Annotated in this window: 17 protein-coding genes; 6 read left to right on the top strand and 11 right to left on the bottom strand. The window is 52.5% G+C overall.

What is annotated here, in order from left to right; genetic code table 11:
* Positions 1 to 23: 23 nt before the first annotated feature.
* The 9 genes from AC0LWM_RS10390 to AC0LWM_RS10430 all read right to left on the bottom strand — a co-directional run bounded on the left by AC0LWM_RS10390 (position 24) and on the right by AC0LWM_RS10430 (position 12,784).
* On the bottom strand, positions 24 to 950 hold the full coding sequence (locus tag AC0LWM_RS10390; RefSeq protein ID WP_474674862.1) for a carbohydrate ABC transporter permease: 927 nt from the start codon (positions 948 to 950) through the stop codon (positions 24 to 26).
* On the bottom strand, positions 947 to 3,493 hold the full coding sequence (locus tag AC0LWM_RS10395) for a DUF5696 domain-containing protein (RefSeq protein WP_474674863.1): 2,547 nt from the start codon (positions 3,491 to 3,493) through the stop codon (positions 947 to 949). Before AC0LWM_RS10395 ends, AC0LWM_RS10390 begins: the two co-directional genes overlap by 4 nt.
* 12 nt (positions 3,494 to 3,505) lie before the next feature.
* On the bottom strand, positions 3,506 to 5,599 hold the full coding sequence (locus AC0LWM_RS10400) for a YIP1 family protein (protein ID WP_474674864.1): 2,094 nt from the start codon (positions 5,597 to 5,599) through the stop codon (positions 3,506 to 3,508).
* Positions 5,596 to 6,468, bottom strand: a complete 873-nt coding sequence (locus AC0LWM_RS10405) for a carbohydrate ABC transporter permease (RefSeq protein WP_474674865.1) — start codon at positions 6,466 to 6,468, stop codon at positions 5,596 to 5,598. Before AC0LWM_RS10405 ends, AC0LWM_RS10400 begins: the two co-directional genes overlap by 4 nt.
* Before the next feature lie 4 nt (positions 6,469 to 6,472).
* Complete coding sequence (locus AC0LWM_RS10410) at positions 6,473 to 7,399, bottom strand: carbohydrate ABC transporter permease (RefSeq protein ID WP_474674866.1); 927 nt, start codon at positions 7,397 to 7,399, stop codon at positions 6,473 to 6,475.
* Positions 7,400 to 7,456: 57 nt separating this feature from the next.
* The gene (locus AC0LWM_RS10415) at positions 7,457 to 10,390 is read right to left on the bottom strand and encodes an extracellular solute-binding protein (RefSeq protein ID WP_474674867.1); all 2,934 of its coding nucleotides are present in this window, start codon (positions 10,388 to 10,390) and stop codon (positions 7,457 to 7,459) included.
* A 132-nt stretch (positions 10,391 to 10,522) separates the two neighbouring features.
* The gene (locus AC0LWM_RS10420) at positions 10,523 to 11,863 is read right to left on the bottom strand and encodes an ABC transporter substrate-binding protein (RefSeq protein WP_474674868.1); all 1,341 of its coding nucleotides are present in this window, start codon (positions 11,861 to 11,863) and stop codon (positions 10,523 to 10,525) included.
* 495 nt (positions 11,864 to 12,358) lie between these two features.
* The gene (locus AC0LWM_RS10425) at positions 12,359 to 12,541 is read right to left on the bottom strand and encodes an H-type small acid-soluble spore protein (protein WP_474674869.1); all 183 of its coding nucleotides are present in this window, start codon (positions 12,539 to 12,541) and stop codon (positions 12,359 to 12,361) included.
* A 48-nt stretch (positions 12,542 to 12,589) separates the two neighbouring features.
* Positions 12,590 to 12,784: a hypothetical protein gene (locus AC0LWM_RS10430; protein ID WP_474674870.1), complete on the bottom strand. Its 195-nt coding sequence runs from the start codon at positions 12,782 to 12,784 to the stop codon at positions 12,590 to 12,592.
* Positions 12,785 to 12,972: 188 nt separating this feature from the next.
* Between AC0LWM_RS10430 and ku the strand changes: the two genes are divergently transcribed.
* The 3 genes from ku to ligD are packed head-to-tail and all read left to right on the top strand — an operon-like array spanning position 12,973 to position 15,712.
* Complete coding sequence (gene ku, locus AC0LWM_RS10435) at positions 12,973 to 13,902, top strand: non-homologous end joining protein Ku (RefSeq protein ID WP_474674871.1); 930 nt, start codon at positions 12,973 to 12,975, stop codon at positions 13,900 to 13,902.
* Between the two features lies 1 nt (position 13,903).
* Positions 13,904 to 14,809, top strand: coding sequence for an ATP-dependent DNA ligase (locus tag AC0LWM_RS10440; protein ID WP_474674872.1), 906 nt, complete (start codon positions 13,904 to 13,906; stop codon positions 14,807 to 14,809).
* 18 nt (positions 14,810 to 14,827) lie between these two features.
* Positions 14,828 to 15,712 carry a non-homologous end-joining DNA ligase gene (ligD, locus tag AC0LWM_RS10445; protein ID WP_474674873.1) on the top strand — a complete coding sequence of 295 codons (885 nt, stop codon included), beginning with the start codon at positions 14,828 to 14,830 and terminating at the stop codon, positions 15,710 to 15,712.
* A 3-nt stretch (positions 15,713 to 15,715) separates the two neighbouring features.
* Here ligD and cls read toward each other — a convergent pair whose 3' ends face one another.
* Both cls and AC0LWM_RS10455 read right to left on the bottom strand, forming a co-directional pair.
* Positions 15,716 to 17,146, bottom strand: a complete 1,431-nt coding sequence (gene cls / locus AC0LWM_RS10450) for a cardiolipin synthase (protein WP_474674874.1) — start codon at positions 17,144 to 17,146, stop codon at positions 15,716 to 15,718.
* A 127-nt stretch (positions 17,147 to 17,273) separates the two neighbouring features.
* Positions 17,274 to 19,382, bottom strand: coding sequence for a methyl-accepting chemotaxis protein (locus tag AC0LWM_RS10455; RefSeq protein WP_474674875.1), 2,109 nt, complete (start codon positions 19,380 to 19,382; stop codon positions 17,274 to 17,276).
* A gap of 172 nt (positions 19,383 to 19,554) precedes the next feature.
* Here AC0LWM_RS10455 and AC0LWM_RS10460 point away from each other — a divergent pair, with 172 nt between their 5' ends.
* The 3 genes from AC0LWM_RS10460 (at position 19,555) to AC0LWM_RS10470 (ending at position 21,488) form a co-directional block, all read left to right on the top strand.
* Positions 19,555 to 20,538: a peptidoglycan DD-metalloendopeptidase family protein gene (locus tag AC0LWM_RS10460; protein WP_474674876.1), complete on the top strand. Its 984-nt coding sequence runs from the start codon at positions 19,555 to 19,557 to the stop codon at positions 20,536 to 20,538.
* 35 nt (positions 20,539 to 20,573) lie between these two features.
* On the top strand, positions 20,574 to 20,999 hold the full coding sequence (locus tag AC0LWM_RS10465) for a bactofilin family protein (RefSeq protein WP_474674877.1): 426 nt from the start codon (positions 20,574 to 20,576) through the stop codon (positions 20,997 to 20,999).
* 165 nt (positions 21,000 to 21,164) lie between these two features.
* A complete protein-coding gene (locus AC0LWM_RS10470) occupies positions 21,165 to 21,488 on the top strand; it encodes a hypothetical protein (protein WP_474674878.1) in 324 nt (107 codons plus the stop codon).
* The last annotated feature ends 70 nt before the right edge of the window (positions 21,489 to 21,558 follow it).

The following is a 21,558-nucleotide window of genomic DNA, read 5'->3' on the forward strand; positions in this document are numbered from 1 at the left end:
CGGCAAGTCCCCCTTTCCCGTCGTTATTCGTAGTAGAACACTTTTCTTGAAATGAACCCAACGGCAACAGCCAAAATCAGCGATATTGTGAGGAAGTACACCCAGGCCATGGCCGCGCTTTGCCCGAAATTGTTCTGAACGAACATCGCGTCGTTCATGCGCAGCAATATTTTGTTGCGGCCGAACGAATCGATAATCGAATAAACGACATTGGTCAAAATGAGCGGCGACATCATCGGAAACGTAATTTTCCAGAACGCTTCGTAGCCCGTGGCGCCTTCGATTTTGGCCGCCTCGTAAAGCTGGGGCGACACCGTCTGCAAGCCGGCGAGGAAAATCAGGATTTGCACGCCGGACATGGCGACGATTTCGTAAATCCGGTCCACGGCGCCAACGATGTAGTTAATGAAGACGAGGCTGGTCGATCCGCCGAAATTAATCATTTGCATCAGCAAAAATTTCAAATACCCGGAGTGGAACATCGTAGCCGACGCATCCGCAGTCTCCGCATTGTCGCCGCCCATAGCGAGGTAAGCCGCAAAGTTGTCCTGCAGCGATACAACGGTCGTGCCGAGAATGACCGGGAGAAAAAACACCGCCCTGACGAACATTCGCCCCCTGAATTTATGGTTCAAAATAACGGCGATGATCAAGCTGAATATGACGATGATCGGCACATTGACGATCATTTGCTGTATCGCATCAAGCAGATCCTTACGAAATGTCGGGTCGGTATAAAACAAATCCTTGTAATTGCCGAAACCGGCGCTTTCGCTTTGAAATCCGCCTTCTTCGATTCTTAGCGACTGAAAGCTGTAAGTCAAAGATTGAAACAGCGGAACGAGGAACAAAACGATAAAACCGATCAGCCACGGGGCGACAAAAACAACGCCGAGCAGCGATCTCTTATGCCCGAGTCCGAGACGCCTTGCCGTCAGCAGCTTCTTCAACGCGGATCACCTACCTTGTAGCCGAATGGGTCGACGGATATACCTCCGTCTAGTGTTGCCGGCGCTTCGTTATAATTGACAATGATCGATACGCCGTTTTCGAACACCGTTTCGTACACCCGGTCGGCCAGCTTGCGATGGCTTGCGATCGTTTGCCCTCTAATTTTTTTCTCGAATTCGTTCATTTCCTTATACGTTTTGACGGCATGGTCAAAGCTGTCCCGATAGTCGGAAGCGTATAAATCGGTGTAGTTCGTATATTTCAGCAGCTCGCTGCTCTCGTAAAACCACGAATAGTAGGGCAATGCGCCGGATTCCAGCGATTTGAGCAGATACACCCGGTTCAGCTGCGAATTTTGCAAATAGTTAAACGGTTTACCCGCAAAATCGACATAGCCGTGAAACGCCATCGCATAAAACGGAACGTCTTCGTCGACGATATTGAACCCGCTCGATTGAAGCGGCACGTCAACCATCGCTTCCGCATAAGGAATCGCATACGCATTACCGCCTTCCGCCATGAGATGGCCGAGACGGTCATCCAGCTTCCGAATGGTCTGCCGGCTGAGCTGCAGCGAGGTTTGCCTGTCGATCGTATCGTCCAGGTCAAAATCCGAGTTGATCTCGTCGGCCAAGTCGCGAAGCGACAATCCCGGAAGTCCGATCGTTTCCGCTTCGCCGATAAACGAATCGACGATTCCCGGCAAGTAGCGCGGAGACAGCACGTAATGGGAAAACTGGCCTCGCTTCTCCGTAATCGGATCCATCAAATAATCTTTCTGTACATCCCGGTCCAGATTATACGCCGCCATGCCGCCGCTGCCGTGATAGAGCCGCAAAAAGGAGACGTCGGGGTACAAGGAGACGCCGTGCTCCTTCGCGTAACCGACAAGCCGATCGAACGACTTCCGGCCGCCCATCGAACCGTTCAGCTCAATCGTGTCGGGCGTATCATGGCGAATATCGCCGTTGAACCATCCTTCAACCTTCAATTTAACGTTGGCAATCTGCTCCTTGCGAAGCATTTCCAGCAGCTCAGTCGCTTGGTCATAGGACGTTAACGGCGTTACGGATTCGTAAGGAATGCCGAGAAACGATTTCGGCCTGACGATGCTGCCGATGAAGTTGGCGATAAACGGCATATCTTTACCCGTCGGCTGCTTCGTTAAATTGTACCGGTCGACAAGATAATCTCTGTAATAACGGGCCATTCCGGTATAATCGGCATCCTGACCGGACAGAAACCGATAGCGGATCCGGATATCTCCCTCATACAGCTTCGATTGGAACGTATCGAGCGATTGGGATTTTTCGCCCATCCGCAGGTCGATTTTCCCTTTCTGCATCAGCGTGTACCCGCTGCTAACCGCATTGTACGAATCCGTCATGCCGCTCGTTTGCGCCTGAACGTTGGCGAGCGCGTCGCCTTCTTCGATAATGGCGATGAACGCCTGGTCGTTCTGCTTCATCCCGAAAACCGGCAAACGCGCCGTCTCCCCCTGCTGCGGCCGATCTTCCAGTTTCAGCGTCTTGTCGTAGCCGTACATTTGCAGCTTGACCGGCTGCGCATAGGTTTTGTCATGGTTCAAATAAACAAGCGCGCCGGAGCCGTCAGGAATGAACAAATATCCTTCCTTATCCTTCCCTGCTGCGCCGAACATCGGAAGCACGTCGAGTTGATACAGCTTGTATTTGCCCGACTGCTTGATCCGCCCGGCCGGAATATTGACGACGAATTTGTCTTGGTTGACCGTATATTGGACGGTGATCTCGAATTTCGGTTTGTCGCCTCCGTTGGCGTTATCTTCACGGCCTTTGTTGTCGATAGCCAAATCCTCGGCCGTATATCCGACTTTTTTGAGCACCTTCAGCATAAACCGGACGCCGAGCTCGTTCATCGGCTCGCGAACGTACGTATCGTCGGCTTTGTTGTAATGGTAATATTTCAGCGTCGCGTCGCGGAACGAATCGTTCAGCTTGTTCAATATTTTTTCCTCGAACCGTTTTTTGTCGACGACCTTCGGGATGTTGTCCGAACCTTTCTTGTTGTTGCCCATCGTATAAACGATTTCGATTCCGCCCTTGATCGGATTGATCTTGAACTCTTTGGCCCCGACGCTGAACGAATAGTTATCCATAAAAAAGCTTTGGCCTTTGTCGTCGTAATAATTAAGAACGAGCTGCGAATACAGCCGGTCCTTGTTTTTGTCGGAGGCTACGCTGTCGTTCTGCTTGTCGGCCGGGTTGGACTGCCACAGCATGCCCGACGTTTTGTCCAGCACGGCGATTTCGGTTGTCTCCTCGTCCACGTACAACGCGAGCTCGTTGCTCTCGGCCGCTTTTTTCATACTGCCCGCCGTTTCTTCCGCCGGATCCGTAATCGCCATATCGGCTTCCGCTGCGTTGCCGGCTTCCGCCACAGGTTCCTTCCCGTCTATCAAGCCCGACGCTACCGGCATATGCGCCGGTCCGCCGCATCCTGCCGCCGCCGCCAAAATGAGAGTGAGCAGCATCGCGACGACCGCTATCCTAATCTTGAACACCGCAACTCCTCCTCACCTCAGGCTCATTTCCTTGTAGATCAGCTTGGCAAAATAGACGATTTCGTTCATCAAATTAATAAAGACGAGGCCGAGGAAAACGATAACGCCCATGATGACGATCGTCAGCAGCATCGTGACGACCGTTTTGAAAGGGGTATACTGATGAACGGTCATGATGCCGACGAACAATAAATAAACGAACCAAATTTGCGCCACCGTTTTGAGCAAATAATAGAAGGACGCTTCCTCGACCGTGATCACGTTGCTGAAAGCGACGAGCGGCAAGGAGACGACGGCAAGCGGCAGCATCGCGTAACCGGTGGCCATGACGATTTCCTTGAATTTGCCTTCGCCGTCCATCAAGGTCGTGAGCGACCAGTTGGCGATGCACCAAAGGATAAACGGAGCGAGCAGAGACTGGACGTCGGACAGCAAATTGTAAAATTGTCCGGGCATCGGATTCACGATATAACCGCCGAGCTGCGCCTGCAAAATCGATGCAAGAAGCACGGCAAGCAAAATCGCGAACGCGATTTTAAGCCGCCCTTTGCTCTCGTATTTCAGCTCCCAAAACCCTTTGAACGGATGCGAAATGACGTAAAACGGAAATTTCAGCAAACCGATTTCCTCGTAATGGCTCGTCTTCTCCGGCATCGCGGACTTGATTTTGCGGCGAACGACGTAGAAAATAACGGCACACCCGGCAATCGTGAGGCAAATCGTGCCGAAATGATCGAACAGCAGCTGCTGCCGGTATTTTTTGAACGCGTCGGAATAAAGCTGTACCTCGTTGCCGAGCTTGAAATAATGCATCGCTTCCTTGTATTGCTTGTCTTTGAACAGCGATTTGCCGATTCCGGTGTATGCCATGTCGAAATTGGAGTTGCCGTGCAGCACGTCCTTCCATACGGCAGTAGCTTCCTTCGATTTGCCCAAATACCGCAAAATCGTCGCTTCGCGGATTTTCTCCGCATACGGCGTCGGCTTGAAAAACGTCACTCGCTTCAGCGCTTTGTCCAAGACAACCATTTGATCGTCCAAATAATCGATCGCAATCGGGTTGCCGAGCTTGTTGTTCGTGCTGCCGAACCCGCCGAATACGTACAGCAAATTGCCGTCGTAGTCGTAGGTGAATATTCTTCCCCTCTGGCTGTCCAGAATGCTGTACATGTCGTACCGGTCGGCGGCGACGTCGATGATCGTCGAGGATACCGCTTTGTCGCGCAGCGTAATTAAATCGCCGATCGGTTCGACGTAGCCTTCTCTGCGGAGCACGTCCGCCCCGGACGGATTCAGCTTGAGCACCGGCGTCGTCGATTTTTGCTCCGGCGTCGTCGCGTAGATGAAGCCTTTGTCGTCGATATCGATATTGTTGAATTCCAGCGGCACGAATTGGAACATCTGATCCTTCTGCTCCTGCGTCGAAATCCGTTTCCAGAACAGCGTGATCGGATCGACCTTCACCCGGTTCGTCCCGATAAATCCTCTGAACTTGCCCGACGAGTCGAATTCAAGAATGCCGTCGTAGGCTCCCTGGCTTAAGGCGTAAATCCGTTTCGCCTTGTCGACGACGACTTTGACCGGCTTATATTCGAAATCTTCGCGCAGCGTTTCCGAATTCGGCGCTCCGATCGTCAGCAGCAGTTTTCCGTCAGGCGCCAGCTTGACGATCCTCCCGTTGCCCGTGTCCGCCACGTAAATGTCCCCGTTCGGCTCGACGAACAGGCCTTGCGGCTCGCTGAACGCCTCCTCTTGCTCGCCGTTTAGAAAGCCCTTGATTTCCTGGATCAGCTTGCCTTCCCGATCGAGGCATATGATCCGGTTGCCCCCCATATCGAGCACGTAGATGCGCCCGGCGCCGTCGACGAACAGATCCTGGGGATCGACGAATTCGCCGACCGCAAGATCGGTCCCGTATACTTGCTTGACCGCAACGAAGGCGTTCGGAGCGGGCACGGGAAAATCGGTCGAGGAATAGTTATACCCGTCCTCCGTTTCGGCAAACGCCCGATCGCCGAACGGCATGAGGATCACGGTCAAAAAAACGGCCGCCGTTAACCATTGTGTGAGCTTGAACCAAGACAATCCGCCTCCCCCTTCCGTCATTCCTTCATCCCCGACGAGGACATCGTCTGAATGATGTTGCTTTGCGTAATGAGAAATACGGTGATCGGCAGCGACATCATCAGCAGCCCGACCGCCGCTACCGGCCCGGTACGGACGATGCCGCCCGCCTGGATTTGACTGAAGGCGTAGTCCATCGTTTTCAGTTCTTCGCTGAAAATGTAGTTGCCCCCGCTCGATCCCCACAAGCCTTGGAACGAAAAAATGATTAGCGTCAGCCAAGCCGGCTTGACGAGCGGCATGACGATTCTCCAAAAGATGTAGTATTCGCTGCCGCCGTCCATTTTGGCCGCTTCCAAATAAGCGTCCGGAATTTGCTCCATGAACTGCTTCATCAAATACAAACCGAGCGACGCCCCAAATGCCGGAACGATCACCGCCCAATACGAATCGAGAAAATGGAGCCAGGACATGATCATGTAATTGGCGAACATCGTAGCCGGCCCGACAAACATCAGCGACAGAACAATGAGCCGGAACACGACTTTATTGCCGGGAAAACGGTGCTTGGCCAGCGGGTAAGCGGCTGCCGAAGCAAGCAGGACATGCCCGGCCGTGCCCGCAAGGGCGATAAAAAACGAGTTGAACAAATATCTCGAGAAGGGAACCCATGAATTGCCCATCAGCGTAAACAAGCTCCTGAAATTATCCAGCGTCGGATGCTGAACGAATAGGCGTGGCGGGAAAATAAAAATTTCGTCCAGCGGCTTGAACGCGTTATTGATGACGAATACGAGCGGGATGGCCATAAAAGCGCCCATTCCGCCCAAGATGAGAAACAGGAGCACGTCTACTGCCCACGAACGGTTCACCCGCTTTCCCCGTATTCTCACTAGCCGGCTTAGCTTCATCCCGCTAATCGCCTACTTTCTTCAGCAGTTTTTGGATCAGCAAATTGGCCGTCAGCATCGTTCCCGTCAGCACGGTTGCGATCGCGCACGCATATCCCATTTCATAACGGATCGAACCGTAGTCCATCAAATGCGTCACGATCGTATGCGCCGCATAATCGGTGCTTGGGAATCCGGCAAGTGCAGTCGCCACTTCCGCGACGCCGAACGAAGCCGTAATCTGGATGACGGCGCCGAAAAGCAGCTGAGGCCGCATCGTCGGCAGCGTAATGAACCACAGCTCCTGCCAGCGGTTTTTTAATCCGTCGACATAAGCCGCTTCGTACAAGCTGCGGTCGATGCCCTGCAGACCGGCGATAAACGCAAGAAAGGCGGTTCCGAGGCTGAGCCATAGCTGGACGACAATAATGATCGGCATAATAAAGCGCGTATCCTTCAGCCATTGAATCGGATCCAGAATGAAGCCCCAATCGAGCAGGAACGCATTCAAATAGCCGTAAGAATCCGAAGAAAACAGGATGAGCCAAATAAAGAGCGCATTCCCTGCAATCGACGGCGCATAAAAGACTAGCGTCACGAAGGCTCTTATCTTCGGCCGCATTTCGTTGATGATCCACGCAACAAGGAAGCTTAGCATATAGCTGATCGGACCGGTGATGAAGGAGAACAGCAGCGTATTTTTGACGGCAATCAGAAATACGTCGTCCTGCAAAAACAACCGCGCGTAATTATCGAAGCCGACCCATTGCGGAAACTCGAGCATATTGAAATACGTGAAGCCGAGCGTAAACGAAACGGCAACGGGCAGCACGGTAAACACGAAAAAAATAAGCAGGTACGGCGCCATTAATATATACGAATGCTTGTACCGGGCCACTTCCTTCAGCAGCAAGCCTTTGGAAGTTTGCGATTTGGCTTTGCGCGCCGGCAATAACGCTTTCCAGCCCGGCCTCGTATCGGTTTGCGTTGAGATAAGACCACCGCCCCTCTAGTACGGAAGATGAAATTCCTTTCGCTTTAACGTGATTTCGTTGTTAATGATATCGACGTAGCGTTCCAGCGCTTCTCTCGGTGCCTCGCCTTGAACGACCGCCCGCTTGAACGCGTTTTCGAGATGTCTTCCCGTGAAGTAACCCCCAGGCATTTCCGGCAATCCGACAACCCATCTTTGCTGATCCTTCAGCTTCTGCCTGTCGGCCGACGACCAAGGGAGCTGTCCCAGCGCTTCGAGGTTCGCCGTCGGGTACCTTGCGGCGGGTCCCATGACCGCCTCCAGCTCCAGCCCGTATGATGCTTGCGTAGCCGCGCTCGTCCACCATTTCATGAACGCCCACGCATCTTCCTTATTGCGCGCTTGCTTCAGCATGATCGCTCCGGAACCGCCTCCTGCAGCTTCACGGCGAATCGTTCCGTCCGCCTGCTTGGTGCCGGGAACCGCCGTGAAATCCCACAGGCCTTTAATTTCCGGCGCGGATACGGTCAGCGCGTTGTAATTCGTATAAGGCACGATGCCAAGGGGCATTTCGCCCGTCCGGAACCGGTTGTTGAAATCGTATTCGAGCGGCGTTTTGTACAAGGAGAAAAATTCCGTCCATTTGACGAACGCATCAACGCCGGTTTCGGAGTCGATGTCGACCTGTTTGCCGCCGTCCTTGTACAGCTGCCCGCCGTGCTGAAACAGCATCATCGCGTACGTGCCGTTGATCGCCTCTGACGTCGTCACGCCGTTCGACAGGATCGGGAAGCCGAACTGCAAATTGTTTTTTTGCAGCTCCGGAATGATCGCGTACACGTCGTCCCATGTTTCCGGTACCGGCAGATGAAGCTCCTCCAGCACGTCCTTACGGTAGAACAGCATCGGAAACGTCTGTTCCTCCGGCAGCGCGTAGACGCCCCCGTTAAACTGATACGTCACGAAAGCGCTGTCCATAAACCGTTTCTTCACATCGGCAAAATCCGAAAACTTGCTGATATCCTGAACCGCGTTGCGCAAGGCGTAATCGACGGGAATGGAGCTGGACACCATCAGCGCCACATCCGGTCCCGTGCCGGCCAGCGTCGCCGGCAGCATCACGGAAGATTGCACGAGCTGCAGCTTGACCTCGATGCCGGTATCCGGCGTAAAATGGTCGTCAATCAGCTTGCGGATCACCTGCGCTTGGTCGCGCCCCGTCGTCACCCAGACGGTTACGGTACGGCCGCCTTGGTCCTGATCGTCCTCCAATCCGCCCAAATCGCTGCTCTTGACAAAAAACGAACTGAAAAATACGCCGATTTGATAGGCGAGACGTTCGAACCAGGACGCGTTCGCCTCCGGCAAAGCCGTCTCCTTGGAAGCGACAAGCAAATAATCGATTTCGAGCCCTTGCTCGCTTACGCCCATCATCCATGTGCCAAGCGAACCGATATGGACCTTGAAGTCGTTCAACCTGCCGGCGATCGTATCCGGCTGGTCCGCAAGGCTGCGCAAATGGTCGGCGACCGAATGGAGCACGGCGCTTCGGTCCGTTCTCTCGCCGGCGATTCGTTCAAGCTGTTCCGCTACGCCGGCGATTCGTTCGCTTTCCTTGGCGAATACGCCGGTCATATCCGGAAGCCGTTTGTCCAGACGATAATCGCGAAACGGGTCAGGTGTTGCGCTCGTAATCATCAAGATTTTGCGGTACATCTTGTTTAATTCGAACACGCTGGATTCGATTTGCTGAAGACTCGGCGAGAGCCTGCCCAGCGTCGTCTCGAGCCGAATGACATGCTTTCCTTGGGTCAAATGAAACAAGTACGGCTCACCGTCTTTACCCAGCTCGTCAATTTGCCAATCGGCGGAATAATTGAATTCCAGCCGCTCCGCTTCTTGAAACGGCACCTTCCCGTCAATCGTAAGCCGGCGGCTCGAAGGAATTCCCCGAACCATGTTTTGCCTGTATTTCACCGCGATTTTGTACAGTCCGTCCTCCGGCGCTTCGACCTCCCAGCCGATCCATTGCCCTGGCTGCCGCCACATATTGTCTCCGCCGATCGTGTTGACCCGCCGTTTTGCCGTTTCGTACGGCTCCGCCGACGGTCCGCTCAAATCCATCGTAGGATATAAGGTTGAATTCGATTTATATGCGGCTTGCTCGCCTTGAAGTTTAATCTCGACGTTCTTCACTTCCGGCACACGCTGTTCCTGATCATATCGTTTCACCTGCTCGTATGGAGAAGGTGGTTTCTCCCGGAACAATCGGATTTCCCCGATCGCCATCGGCTCCTTCACCGAAACGAACGAGATGGTATGTTTCCCTTTTGAGAAATAAAAACGGTACGGCTCCGCATAATAACCGAACGAATCGCGCAGCACGCCCTCCATCCACATCGGCCTTTCCGTTTGCGAAGGCCGGACGTCGTTACCTAGCCGATCCCTTTGAATATCGGAAAACTTATTTCCCCATACCCGCTTGAATATTAAATTTTTCGCTTCCGCGAACGGCGCCTTCCCGTCGATCAACAGCTCCCGCTCGATGTCGGTGCCTTTACCCTTCACGGGGTAATAGCTGACGCCCAAGTTATATAACCCTTCGCTTCCGATTTCAACCTGCCATTCCACCGTGCCGGTTTCGCCGGTGACCAGCGCCTTGCGCCCGGTGCCCTCCAGATTGTCCGCCACTTGAACCTCGGATCCCTCGATTCGTGCATAATCGGTTCCATGGATGACGTAACTTTCGTCCGGCTGGGCTGTGCCGGCATATTGCTTCAAATATTGATCGTAGCCGTCTTTTCTCGACTTGAAAGCTCCCTCGGCCAAAACGCCGTCGTCCGTTCGCCCGCTGTCCGACGCATGTGCTTTCGGAATTTCCGAATCGCCCGCCGGGAACCCGGCCGACGTAACCAAAGCCATGGCCATCGCAACCGAAACGATTTTTTTCCCCAGTTTTGTACGAGACAAATCGACAACACCCTCCGTTTGCAGCCTACCCGATTGATCCGGTTTTCCCAAGCTGCGCTTATAGAGTTCACCCGCCCCCGCAAGGAGACGAGTGAACCTGCGAAACGCTTGTCGGCCCTAAACGCGCCGGTATTATTTTTTCTTCTCGCCGTAAAAGTTTTTCACGATGTTGGATACCGATTCTTGCTTGATCGCAGCGACTAATGCTGCCGGCTTCTTCTTGTCTTTAATGATGCCGTCGCCTATTTTGCCCACGTCAACCCCATAGGAGAACGAATATTCATAGCGACCGCGTTTCGTGACTTCCGGATAAATTTCTGCGGTAATTTCGCTTCCGTATTCGGCGAGCAAGGCGTCGTGACGGTCTTTGGCTCTTTGCTCGCGCTGTTCCGGAGTCGGATCAAGCGTTCTGTAATACCAGTCTTTATAGATTTGGAACACTTTTTGAGGATCTTTGCCCGATTTGGCCGCAATAAAGTCGAGGTTCGCGAACGGTGTGCTTACGCCGTAATCTTTGGCATCCGGGCCTTTCGGGAAGAACAGCATCACATATTCGTCATCCATTTCCGCGAAATTTCCAACATCCCAGAAGTCGGTCAATACGAATGCCGCTTGGCCGTTTTTGAATTTGTTGGTGCGATCGTCTGCAGTGGCGATTTTATCCACATTGAAAATGTCGTACATGAAATTAAGCGCTTTCATTGCCTCCGGAGTATCAAGACCATATCCCGGTTTGCCTTGTTTGTTGAATTTTACGGCTGCTGCGCCGTTGCTTGCCAATATGTAGTTCGTAATTTCATTCCCTGCGGCTGCAAGGCCGAAAATATCCGTTTTGCCGTCGCCGTTCGTATCTTTTGTCGCCGCTTTGGCGATTTTTTTGAAATTGTCCCAGTTCCATTGGCCTTTTTTGTACAGCTCATACGGATCCGGCATATTGAGACGTTCGATCATCGATTTGTTGTACCAAAGCGTACGCGCGATCGAAGTGGCCGGATATACGCCGTATTGCTTGCCCGCCCATTTGCCGTCGTTTCTTACCCATGCGGACCAGCGCTTCTCATCATTGAAGTTATCGAACTTCGTCAAGTCGGCGATTAGCCCTTGCTGCGCTAACTGCGGCATATTCCATAGCTCCGTGCGGATGACGTCCGCATAAGCCTTGCCTGCCAGGGACGAGGTCACGAGCTTCTTCACTTCTTCGCCATATCCGACATTGACGAATTCCAGTTTCACATTGTATTTTTTCTCGATCCGCTGTTTGTTCGCATCCCATTTCTCGCGATCCTGCGTGCCTTCCTCCGGAACCTCGTTCCACCATTTCGAGAAGGTAATCGTTACGCCCTTCATATCAAATGCTTTGTAAGGGCTCGGCGGTTCGGTTGCAGTGCCCGCCGCACCGGCACTGAGCGCTGTGCTTAAAACAAGAATAATGGCAATCACGATCATTGTAAGCGCTTTAAATCTACTGTTCATGGAATACCCTCCTCGTTCGTTTGGATAACTTGGAATTACGTAATGTTTCGTTTCAAATTAAATATGCCATATGATAAGCACTTCGCCGTCCAGCACCACCTTCCGTTTTCGAACAAGCACAACAACCGCTTGAATTGATTATATCCAATTTCGGATGCCTGCTTTTTTAGTTATTATACTGTACAAAACTAAAATTTGAACATACCTTTTCTAGAAAAATTTTCCCTTAATTTTCGACACAAAAGATAGCGTTTAGACATTTTATGTTAAATAAAAGTCATATTTTTGTAAAATAACTGCATATTTTAGAGTATATTTGCTTATTAAAGCTATATATTATTTATACACTTATTCGATATGGAAATTAAAAGGAATATTTATTTCCATTTTTAATTTGGTATATCAGTGCTCCGATTTGATATATCTAATTATGCATAAATAAGAGCAGGCGAATCCAATGCGGACTCCCTGCTCCCGGCAACGTCCTGTCGAACGTTATTTCCCTTCCTCTAACTGCGTCACCGAAACGGTTTTCGTATTGATCGGATTGGTGCCGACTTGCACCGTGGCCATGGCGTTCGCCTCGTCGATACTTTCGATCCAGACCGATTTGCCCTCCAGATGAACAGGTATCATATCCTCGGCGTTAAAAATTTGTTTCGCCCGCTGAATATCCATCATAACCCTCCTTTCATCCCGTACCGCCAAAGCAGAACCGAACAACGGTTAATACAGCAACGAGTCGTTTTCGCCCATCGTATCGGTTGTAGAATCGTCGATCAACCCGTTATGCATCGACACGGTTCCGCCACCCAGCCCTTCGTTGACCATGCGATCGACATCCATAAAATTGTTTTCGCGGCCTTCGTCGCAACTGTCGTCGTGACATTCCGCTTTTTTCGGTTCCGGATCCATCATCATCCGAATCGCCACCTCCTTCCGGATTCGAAAGTCATTGAAACATTTAGACTATTCCCCGACAGGCTTGATTTCATGCAAACATTTCTAGCCCACATAACGGGCAAGCCAGGCGCATATACTAAAATGATGTAAAATTGGCAATACTGCTCGTATAGGGACAGGCTTTCATAGAGGAGGTTATTATTCAAATGCATACCGTATGGAAAGGCGCGATCAGCTTCGGCCTCGTGCATGTACCGGTCAAAATGTTCTCCGCCACCGAGGACAAAGATATTTCGATGCGCTACATTCACCGCGAATGCGGTACGCCGCTCGCTTATGTGCGCCGATGCACGACCTGCGAACAGGATGTGGAATGGGAAGGCATTACGAAGGGTTACGAATACGAAAAAGGCAAATTCGTCTTGTTCGAGAAGGATGAGCTGGATGCGCTCGGAGCCGAAGCAAGCAAAGAAATCAAAATTATCGACTTCGTAAACTTATCGGACATCGATCCGATCTATTTCCAGAAAACGTATTTTCTCTCTCCGGATTTGACCGGAGCCAATGCGTACAACCTGCTGCTCGAAGCGATGCGCCAGTCGGGGAAAATCGGCATCGCGAACGTGTCGATCCGTTCCAAGGGCAGCCTCGCGGCCATTCGCGTCATCGACAATTGCATTGCGATGGAAACGATCTTCTACCCTGACGAGATTCGGGCGATCGACCAAGTTCCGAACCTGCCGGAAAAAATCGCCGTCAACGACAAAGAGCTGACGATGGCCAAAATGCTGATCGAGCAGCTGTCCGTTCCGTTCGAGCCGGAGAAATACCGGGACGAATACCGCGAGAGGGTCATTGACCTGATCCAGAAAAAAGTAGCCGGCGAAGAAATCAAGGTTGTGCCGGAAAAACAAGTGACGAACGTCATCGATCTGATGGCCGCGCTACAGGCGAGTCTCGAAGCGGTCAAACCTTCGGTGCTTGATACGACCCCGCCCAAAGCCGGTACAGGGGCGGGTGCAGCGCCGGGCAAAGACGCCGCAGTCGCGGAAGAACCCGCTGCCGGAAGCGTGACGATCAGCACGCCGGCTCCGAAGAAACGGCGCACGGCCAAGACGAAGGAAACGGTATCGTAATATGCGCCTTCCGCAAGAGCCGATGATACCGGTTCACGAAGAAACGATCCCCGTCGGCGACGATTGGGGCTACCAGCTCAAATGGGACGGCGTCCGTATATTGGCCAAACTCGACAACGGCGCCGTCGAGCTCTACTCGCGCAATATGCTGCGCAAGGATACGATTTACCCGGAAGTTGTGCGCGAGCTCGCCCCGAGGCCGGGGCGTTTTCTATTGGACGGGGAAATCGTCTACTTCGACCTCGCTCTGAACCGGCCGAGCTTCTCGAAGGTGCTGCAGCGCGAGCGGTCGCGCTCCATCGGCACGCCGACATCCAGCCAAGGCGTCATTTGCTACGCTCTGTTCGACCTGCTGATCGAGGGCGACACAGACTTGCGCGAGCGTCCTTACAAGGAGCGGTTCGACCGGTTAAAGGCCATTTTCCCGACGAAATCTCCAACCCTGTTCGTCACCGATATGTTCCCGGACGGAAACGCCTTATGGCAATGGGTAGAGGCGCACGGGTGGGAAGGCATCGTCAGCAAACGGCTGTCGAGCCCGTACCGCGAAGGCAAGAAGCATCGGGACTGGCTCAAGAAAAAAACCGCGCTTCTCCTCGAGATCAGCATCGTTGGCGTCAACATGCGCGAGGGCCGGGTCGCAAGCCTCGTCATGGCGCAGGACGGCGTTTTCTTCGGCAAAGTTTCGCTAGGCTTAAACGACCGGACCAAGCAATCGATCCACCGCTACGCCGCGAGCCATGCGCTGGAGCGGTTGCCCTTCCCCGCGCTGCCGGATGAGCTCAAGAAGGAACATATCATTTGGCTCAGCCGCCCCTTCTCTTGCGTCGTGACCGGACTTGAAGTCACTTCCGCCGGGGTGCTCCGCCATCCGAAAATCGTCAAGCTGCCCCCGGAAGTATTGTAACCGGAAAGGAGAATTCCGATGGCTATCGCCGCCAAAACGGCCGTTATGATCGAAGGACACGAAATCGTCATCACGAACCCGGACAAAGTGCTATGGCAGGAGCAAGGCATTACGAAGCTTCAATATCTGGAGAAGCTTGCGGCGTTGTCCCCTTATTTGCTGAAGTATTGCCGCAACCGTTATTTAACGACGATCCGTTATCCGCACGGCGCGGGGGACAAATCGTTCTACCAGAAAAACTGCCCGCAGCCGCAGCCGCCGTTCGTCCATACCGCCGCTCACGAAAGCATCAATTACATTAACCTGGATTCGCTGCCGACGCTGATTTGGCTTGGCAATCTCGCCTGCCTGGAATTTCACTCCTCGTTTCATTACATCGGCGACCCGCTTCCGTCCGAATGGCTCATCGATATCGATCCGTCGCTGGACGAGGAGCCGCGCATCATGGAAGCGGCCTACATCGTCGGCGAGCTGCTGCGATCGCTGGGCATCCAGTCGGTGCCCAAGACGTCCGGCGCAACCGGCGTGCAAATCTACGTACCGATCGAGCACGGCATCACGTTCGACGAGCTGCGCAAAATCGGCCATTTCATGGGCATTTACCTCGTGGAGAAACATCCCAAGCTGTTTACGATCGAGCGGCTGAAGAAGAACCGCGGCGATCTGATTTATTTCGACTACTTGCAGCATTATGCAGGTAAAACGTTGTCCGCGCCCTATACGCCGCGCGCCCGCAAGCTCGCGACCGTCTCGACGCCGCTGCGCTGGGAAGAAGTAAAGGCCGGCGCGCGGCCGACCGATTTTCACCTGCTTAATATCGAACAACGGCTCGCGGCGACCGGCGACTTGCTCGCCCAGATTCCTCCGCAGCCGCTCGATCGCGTACTTCGTCATATTCCTTAACCGCTACAGCAGCGGAGACAACAGCCGCGCCACGACCTCAAGCGCCTTCTGCGTGCGCGGCCTCCGCTCGAAGGCATATAGCGTCAGTTCCTTGCTGTCCGCCATATCCCGCATAAAATCGCTCTCCACTCGATCGATCGTCTTCGGGTCGAACAACAGCGCATTCAGCTCAAAGTTGCTGAAGAAGCTGCGCATGTCCATATTCGCCGTTCCGATCGAGGCCAGCGAATCGTCGACGATCATCACCTTCGCGTGCATGAAACCTTTTTGATATTGATAGAACCTCACACCTGCCTGCAGCAGTTCCTCAACGTAAGATAACGACGCCCAATGCACGAGCTTATGATCCGGCACGCCCGGAATAATGATTCGCACATCGATGCCGCTCAGTCCGGCCGTTTTTAACGACATCAGAATGCTCGGATCGGGAATAAAGTACGGCGTTGCGATGTAAATCCGCCGTTTGGCCACCGATATCGAGGCAAAGAACATGTCCAGGATGGAGTCCCAGTGCCCATCCGGCCCGCTTGCGATAATTTGCGCTTGCTCTTCTCCCTGACAATCCATAATCGGGAAATATGACTCGCCGATCAGCTTCTGGCGGCTGACAAGCGACCAGTCGTTCAGGAACAAAAATTGCAGGAAATAGACCGAATCGCCTTCCAACTGCAAATGCGTATCCCGCCAATAGCCTAATTTTCGGTTTTTGCCTAAATACTCATCGCCGATATTAATGCCGCCTAGAAATCCGATCCGGCCGTCGACAACGACGATTTTGCGATGGTTGCGATAATTGATCCGCTTGTCGAAAAATGCGATAAACGGCGGCAAAAAACCGCGGCATTCGACGCCCGCGTCCTTCAGATCCTTCAAATATGGATTCGACAGCTCCATGCTGCCGACGCCGTCATAAATAAGCCGTACCTTTACGCCGTCCCTCGCTTTGCGGATGAGCGCACTTTTGAAAACTTCGCCGATTTCGTCCGACCGGATCGTATAATATTCGAGGTGAATATGGTTTTGCGCCTTGTCGATTGCCGCCAGGATCGCTTCGTACGTCTGTGGCGCATTCGTCAGCACGGTCGTTTTATTGCAACTCGTAATCGGCGAATCCGGAATGTTCTGCAGCAAGCTGAACAACCGCTCCTGATGATGCATCTCCGCATTCGTCAGATCACTTACCCGGTGCACGATTTTGGAATGCCGAAAAATATGAAGCCGCGTCTCTTCCGAAACTTTGCTCCATTTATATCGAACCTTGCGCCGGTGCTTATACTCTTTGGCCAAAAAATAATACATGACGAAACCGATAGCCGGGAATACGAACATAATGAATAACCAAGCGATCGATTTGGCCGGATGGCGAAATTCGAGGATGAGGATGGTCGCAATTTGGAACAAAAAAATAAGCAGAGCGATGACGACCCACAGCATCTTGCCCCACCTCCATGATTATATCTTAGGCAAAATCCGCCTTATTATTCCATAATGCCTAGGCTTTTGGAGCTCGAAAAAGGAAGGAGCGGCATCGATTGTCGCATGCCGTCCTTCCTCTTATAGACTAATTGTTCTCTTGTCCTTCGTCAACCGTAAAGCGCGAGAGCGAAGCCTTGAGCGCGTTCGATACGGTTTCCAGCTTATCGGCCAGCTGAACTAGGTTTTCGCTCACATGCAGCTGCTCCGAGCTGAGCGAAGCCACTTCTTCCGATGTGGCCGACGATTCCTCCGCGACCGCGCTGACGTTATCCATTGCGGCGAATAGGACGAGCTGCGATTTGTCGAGCTCCCCGATCGACTCGGTAACGCCGTCAAGCTGAACGATGAATTGTTCCATTTGCGTTTTGACCGTTCCGAAGATTGCGTCGGCTTGCTTCACGGACCCGATTTGCTCCTGGAAGATCGGATACGCTTCGGACAGTACCTTCACCGTCTCGTCGATTTCCTTCACGATCGTATCGGTAATATCGCCGACAACGCCGATCGATTGCTTCGATTGCTCGGCAAGCTTGCGGATTTCGTCGGCAACGACCATGAAGCCTTTACCCGCGGCGCCCGCGCGGGATGCTTCGATTGCCGCGTTCAGGGACAAAATGTTCGTTTGCTTCGTCATGTTATCGAGCACTTCGAGAATTTGGCGGATCGAGCGCGTGCTCTCCTTCAAATGCGTGACTTTGTCCGTCATCGAGCGGATCATCGTCTCCGTCGTTCCCGTCTTCGCGGTCAGTTCGGACATATAGCCCGTTCCTTGCTCGCTGACCTTGTACACATCGCTTGCCGATTCGCCCATTTTGACGTTCGTGCTGACGACATGCTTCATCTGGTCGTTGATCGTTTGCGATATATGGCTGCCGCGCTCCGCCTCGACCGCCAGGCTCGAGGATCCATTCGCGATTTCCTCGGTCGCCACGGCGATTTCCTTGGCGGAAATCGCCGTTTTCTTGGACGCATCGGACAGCTCCACCGCCGTATTCAGCACCTCGGCTGCGGAGCGGTTCGTCTCCTGTACCAGCTTCGTGATTTGATTCATCATCTCGTTAAAGCTGCCGCCCAGGCGGCCGATTTCGTCGCTGCGCTTGATTTTCGAGCGGACGGTCAAGTTGCCTTGCTCGCCTTCCTTCATCAAACCGGATAACCGTACAAGCGGAGCGCTGATGGAACGGGCGATGAACAGGCCGAGAATAAGGGCAATCGCGCCCGCAATCACACTGATGACAACCATGTTGGAGAAAATTTCTCCGGCCGATTCGGTCAGCTCCTCCGTCGGCACGACGCCGACGACGAACCAGTTTGTCGAGTTCATCGCATTATAAATAACAAGCTGCTCGACATCGTCTTGCATATGGACTAGCGAATATTTCGTCTTATTCGCTTCCGCCTGCTTCTCGGCCTCAACCAGATTGACCGGGAACGATTTCCCCGGCTCTTCGTCCTTGATCGCGCCGATCTTGTTCGTACGGTCGACGATCATAATTTTGCCGTTGTCGCTCAAACGGATCGTGCTGAGCGGCTGAACGAGCGTCGAAACTTTATATTCAACGAGCATGACCATGCTTTTGGCGAACATCGCGTTTTTCATGACACGGCCCAGCGCGAATACATTCGGTTCCGAGCTGGTCGAATAAGCGGCTTTGCTTGTCGGAAGCCAGACGATTCTGCCGTTCTGCTCGACCATTTTCTTGAACCATTCTTGATCCTTGAATGCGGCATCGGTTTGCTTCGCCGCGTTTCCGGCCTGAAACTTGATTTTACCCTTGTCATCGAACAGGTAAATTCCGGAAATATTGGAATTCGCCAAAATGTAGGCATTCATTTTATCGCGCACTTTGTTGCTTAGCTGGATTTGCTCGTACGCTTCCTTCGTCTTATCCAGATCCGAAAGCGCCTTAACGAGCTCCTGGTCGATAATCAATTGGGTGGACATCGTTTCGAAGTTGCCTACCATCATGTCCAGCTTTTCGCTTGCCAATTTGACCGTTTGCTGCATCGCATCGCTGACTTCATCCTGTACAACCGTCCTGGAAATGTTGTAAGAGCTTATGCCGGTATAAAGGACAAACGCGACAATGCTTAAAAAGAACAATAAGAAAAGCTTCACGCCTACCGACTTGAGCGGGTTGCCCAGCCGAACCTGCGCTGTTTTTTGCGTCCAGCGCTTCAATGTTTCCTTCATGTCTCCTATCCTTCCTTTTCATGGTTGAAAAATAGATGTCTACTAGTTCATCGGCAATATTTGCCTAAAAGTAAAGCTTTTGACCTATAACATTTTATTATTGTCATCATTTTTAGTTTTACAGAATAAATAGCAATAGAGCATCCATTCAGGAGTCATAGAAGGAGGCGCCATGAAAAAACAGTGGGAAGATCGAAAAATGACATTGCTCGTTATTCGTAACGCCGATCAGGCGGTCAAGCAATTTCGCGTTTCGAAATGGCTTCTGTATATGGCTCCTGCCATTGTCGTCGCATCGGTATCGGCCGCCGTCGTTCATCTGGAGATGCGCTCCGCCGCCGCGATCGAACAGCTGCAATCGGCGCTTCGCGACCAATCTTCCCAATACGTACTTTCGGCCCAATCCAAGGATGAGACGATTCAGGAGCTGCAAAACGAAGTGATTCTTTTGTCCGGGCAAGCCAAGGAGGTCAAAAGTCGCGTTGAGGAGCTCCGCAAGCTCGAAAGCGAGCTAAGGCAGTTCATCAATACATACGGCGGCACCGGCAACAAAGCGGCGCTCGAATCGCTGCTGGATAGCGACGACATTCCGCTCGACAGCTCCGGCGGCGAGTTTATCCCCGTCACCGACGAGGAGATCATGGAGCTGGCCGAGACGACGAACGTCGATTTCAACGAGTTAAAACGGCTGATGGGCGACTTACGCCAAACGATGTCTTTTACGCTGGCCCAAGCTTACGAGAAACAGCATCTGATCGAAATTACGCCTACGCTGTGGCCGACATCTTCGTTACGTCTATCCTCCCGTTTCGGGTATCGCACGGACCCGTTGACACGCAGGCCCAGCTTTCATGCGGGCATCGACATTGCCGGCAATACGGGCGATCCCGTCTATGCCGCCGCAAACGGCAAAGTGATTGAAGCCGAGCGCGACGGCACCCGAGGCAAATATATTATCGTCGAGCACCCGAACGGCCTGAAAACTTGGTACATGCATCTCAGCAAAATCGACGTGAAGCTGAACAGCACCGTCAAACGCGGACAGAAGATCGGAGAGGTCGGATCGACCGGACGGAGCACCGGCCCGCACCTTCATTTTCAAATTACGCAAAACGATGCAACGATCAACCCTCTGATCTATTTGAACCATGAGTAATACCTAAATTTTGGGCAAAAGGGAGCGTGGCTGACATGTTCACAAACCGCAAAAAGCATAATTTGGGTACGACCGACACGTTGATCGGACAAGGCACAAGCATGGAAGGAAAATTGAAGTGCGAGGCCAGCTTGCGTATCGAAGGAGAATTTCAAGGCGAAATCGACAGCCAGGGCGACATTATCATAGGAGAACGCGGTATTGCCAGGTCTAATATTTCCGCGCGGGACGTCGTTATCGCGGGCATCGTATACGGCGACATTACGACAAAAGGCCGGCTCACGATTACCGCGAGCGGTCAGCTCCACGGCAACTGCGCGGCTCAATCGCTGATCATCCACGACGGCGGCATATTCAGCGGCTCCAGCCTCATGGAAAAACCGGAGCCCCACCCGCTGCGGACCGAAGCCGCGGAACGGTCTTCCAAGCGCAAGGAAAAACAAAAGCAAGCGGCAGGTTAGAAGCTATTTAACTACGAAACGCCTCGAATGACGAGGCGTTTTTTTTCGTATATATATCGTTTTATTGCGGACCGAAGGACGTCATCCCAATTTTTCATTTCTCTGCCATTGTCCAATCAAAGCTATGAGATGCTTCATAGATTATAGCAAAAGGAGGAATGAAAAATGTCAAGTTGCAAGAAGAAAAAAAGAAAGAAAAAACTCGTATGCTGGTGTGTAAGTAAATCCGATGGTCACAAAAGCAAAGACCGCAGCCACAAATCCGAGCATTGCAGCCATAAGCCGGAGCGCAGCCATAAACCCGAGCGCAGCCATAAGCCGGAGCGCAGCCACAAGTCCGAGCATTGCAGCCACAAATCGGAGCGCAGCCACAAGTCCGAGCATTGCAGCCATAAATCCGAGGACAAAAGCAGATTTATTTGCAAATGCCGCAAAGAGAAAAAAGAGAAAGAAAAAAAAGATAACAAAAGAATCTACTACTACTATTAATGGCTAGAAAACGCCGCTCTTGCATCTGATGCGAGAGCGGCGTTTTCGATGATTCCGGCCGATCCGTTCA

It is taken from the genome of Paenibacillus sp. sgz302148 (assembly GCF_056120465.1).

Coding starts and splice junctions, on each gene's coding strand:
- AC0LWM_RS10460 (WP_474674876.1), top strand. CDS start 19,555: ATGAAAAAACAGTGGGAAGATCGAAAAATGACATTGCTCGTTATTCGT.
- AC0LWM_RS10465 (WP_474674877.1), top strand. CDS start 20,574: ATGTTCACAAACCGCAAAAAGCATAATTTGGGTACGACCGACACGTTG.
- AC0LWM_RS10420 (WP_474674868.1), bottom strand. CDS start 11,863: ATGAACAGTAGATTTAAAGCGCTTACAATGATCGTGATTGCCATTATT.
- cls (WP_474674874.1), bottom strand. CDS start 17,146: ATGCTGTGGGTCGTCATCGCTCTGCTTATTTTTTTGTTCCAAATTGCG.
- ligD (WP_474674873.1), top strand. CDS start 14,828: ATGGCTATCGCCGCCAAAACGGCCGTTATGATCGAAGGACACGAAATC.
- AC0LWM_RS10440 (WP_474674872.1), top strand. CDS start 13,904: ATGCGCCTTCCGCAAGAGCCGATGATACCGGTTCACGAAGAAACGATC.
- AC0LWM_RS10400 (WP_474674864.1), bottom strand. CDS start 5,599: ATGACGGAAGGGGGAGGCGGATTGTCTTGGTTCAAGCTCACACAATGG.
- AC0LWM_RS10425 (WP_474674869.1), bottom strand. CDS start 12,541: ATGGATATTCAGCGGGCGAAACAAATTTTTAACGCCGAGGATATGATA.
- AC0LWM_RS10430 (WP_474674870.1), bottom strand. CDS start 12,784: ATGATGATGGATCCGGAACCGAAAAAAGCGGAATGTCACGACGACAGT.
- ku (WP_474674871.1), top strand. CDS start 12,973: ATGCATACCGTATGGAAAGGCGCGATCAGCTTCGGCCTCGTGCATGTA.
- AC0LWM_RS10455 (WP_474674875.1), bottom strand. CDS start 19,382: ATGAAGGAAACATTGAAGCGCTGGACGCAAAAAACAGCGCAGGTTCGG.
- AC0LWM_RS10470 (WP_474674878.1), top strand. CDS start 21,165: ATGTCAAGTTGCAAGAAGAAAAAAAGAAAGAAAAAACTCGTATGCTGG.
- AC0LWM_RS10405 (WP_474674865.1), bottom strand. CDS start 6,468: ATGAAGCTAAGCCGGCTAGTGAGAATACGGGGAAAGCGGGTGAACCGT.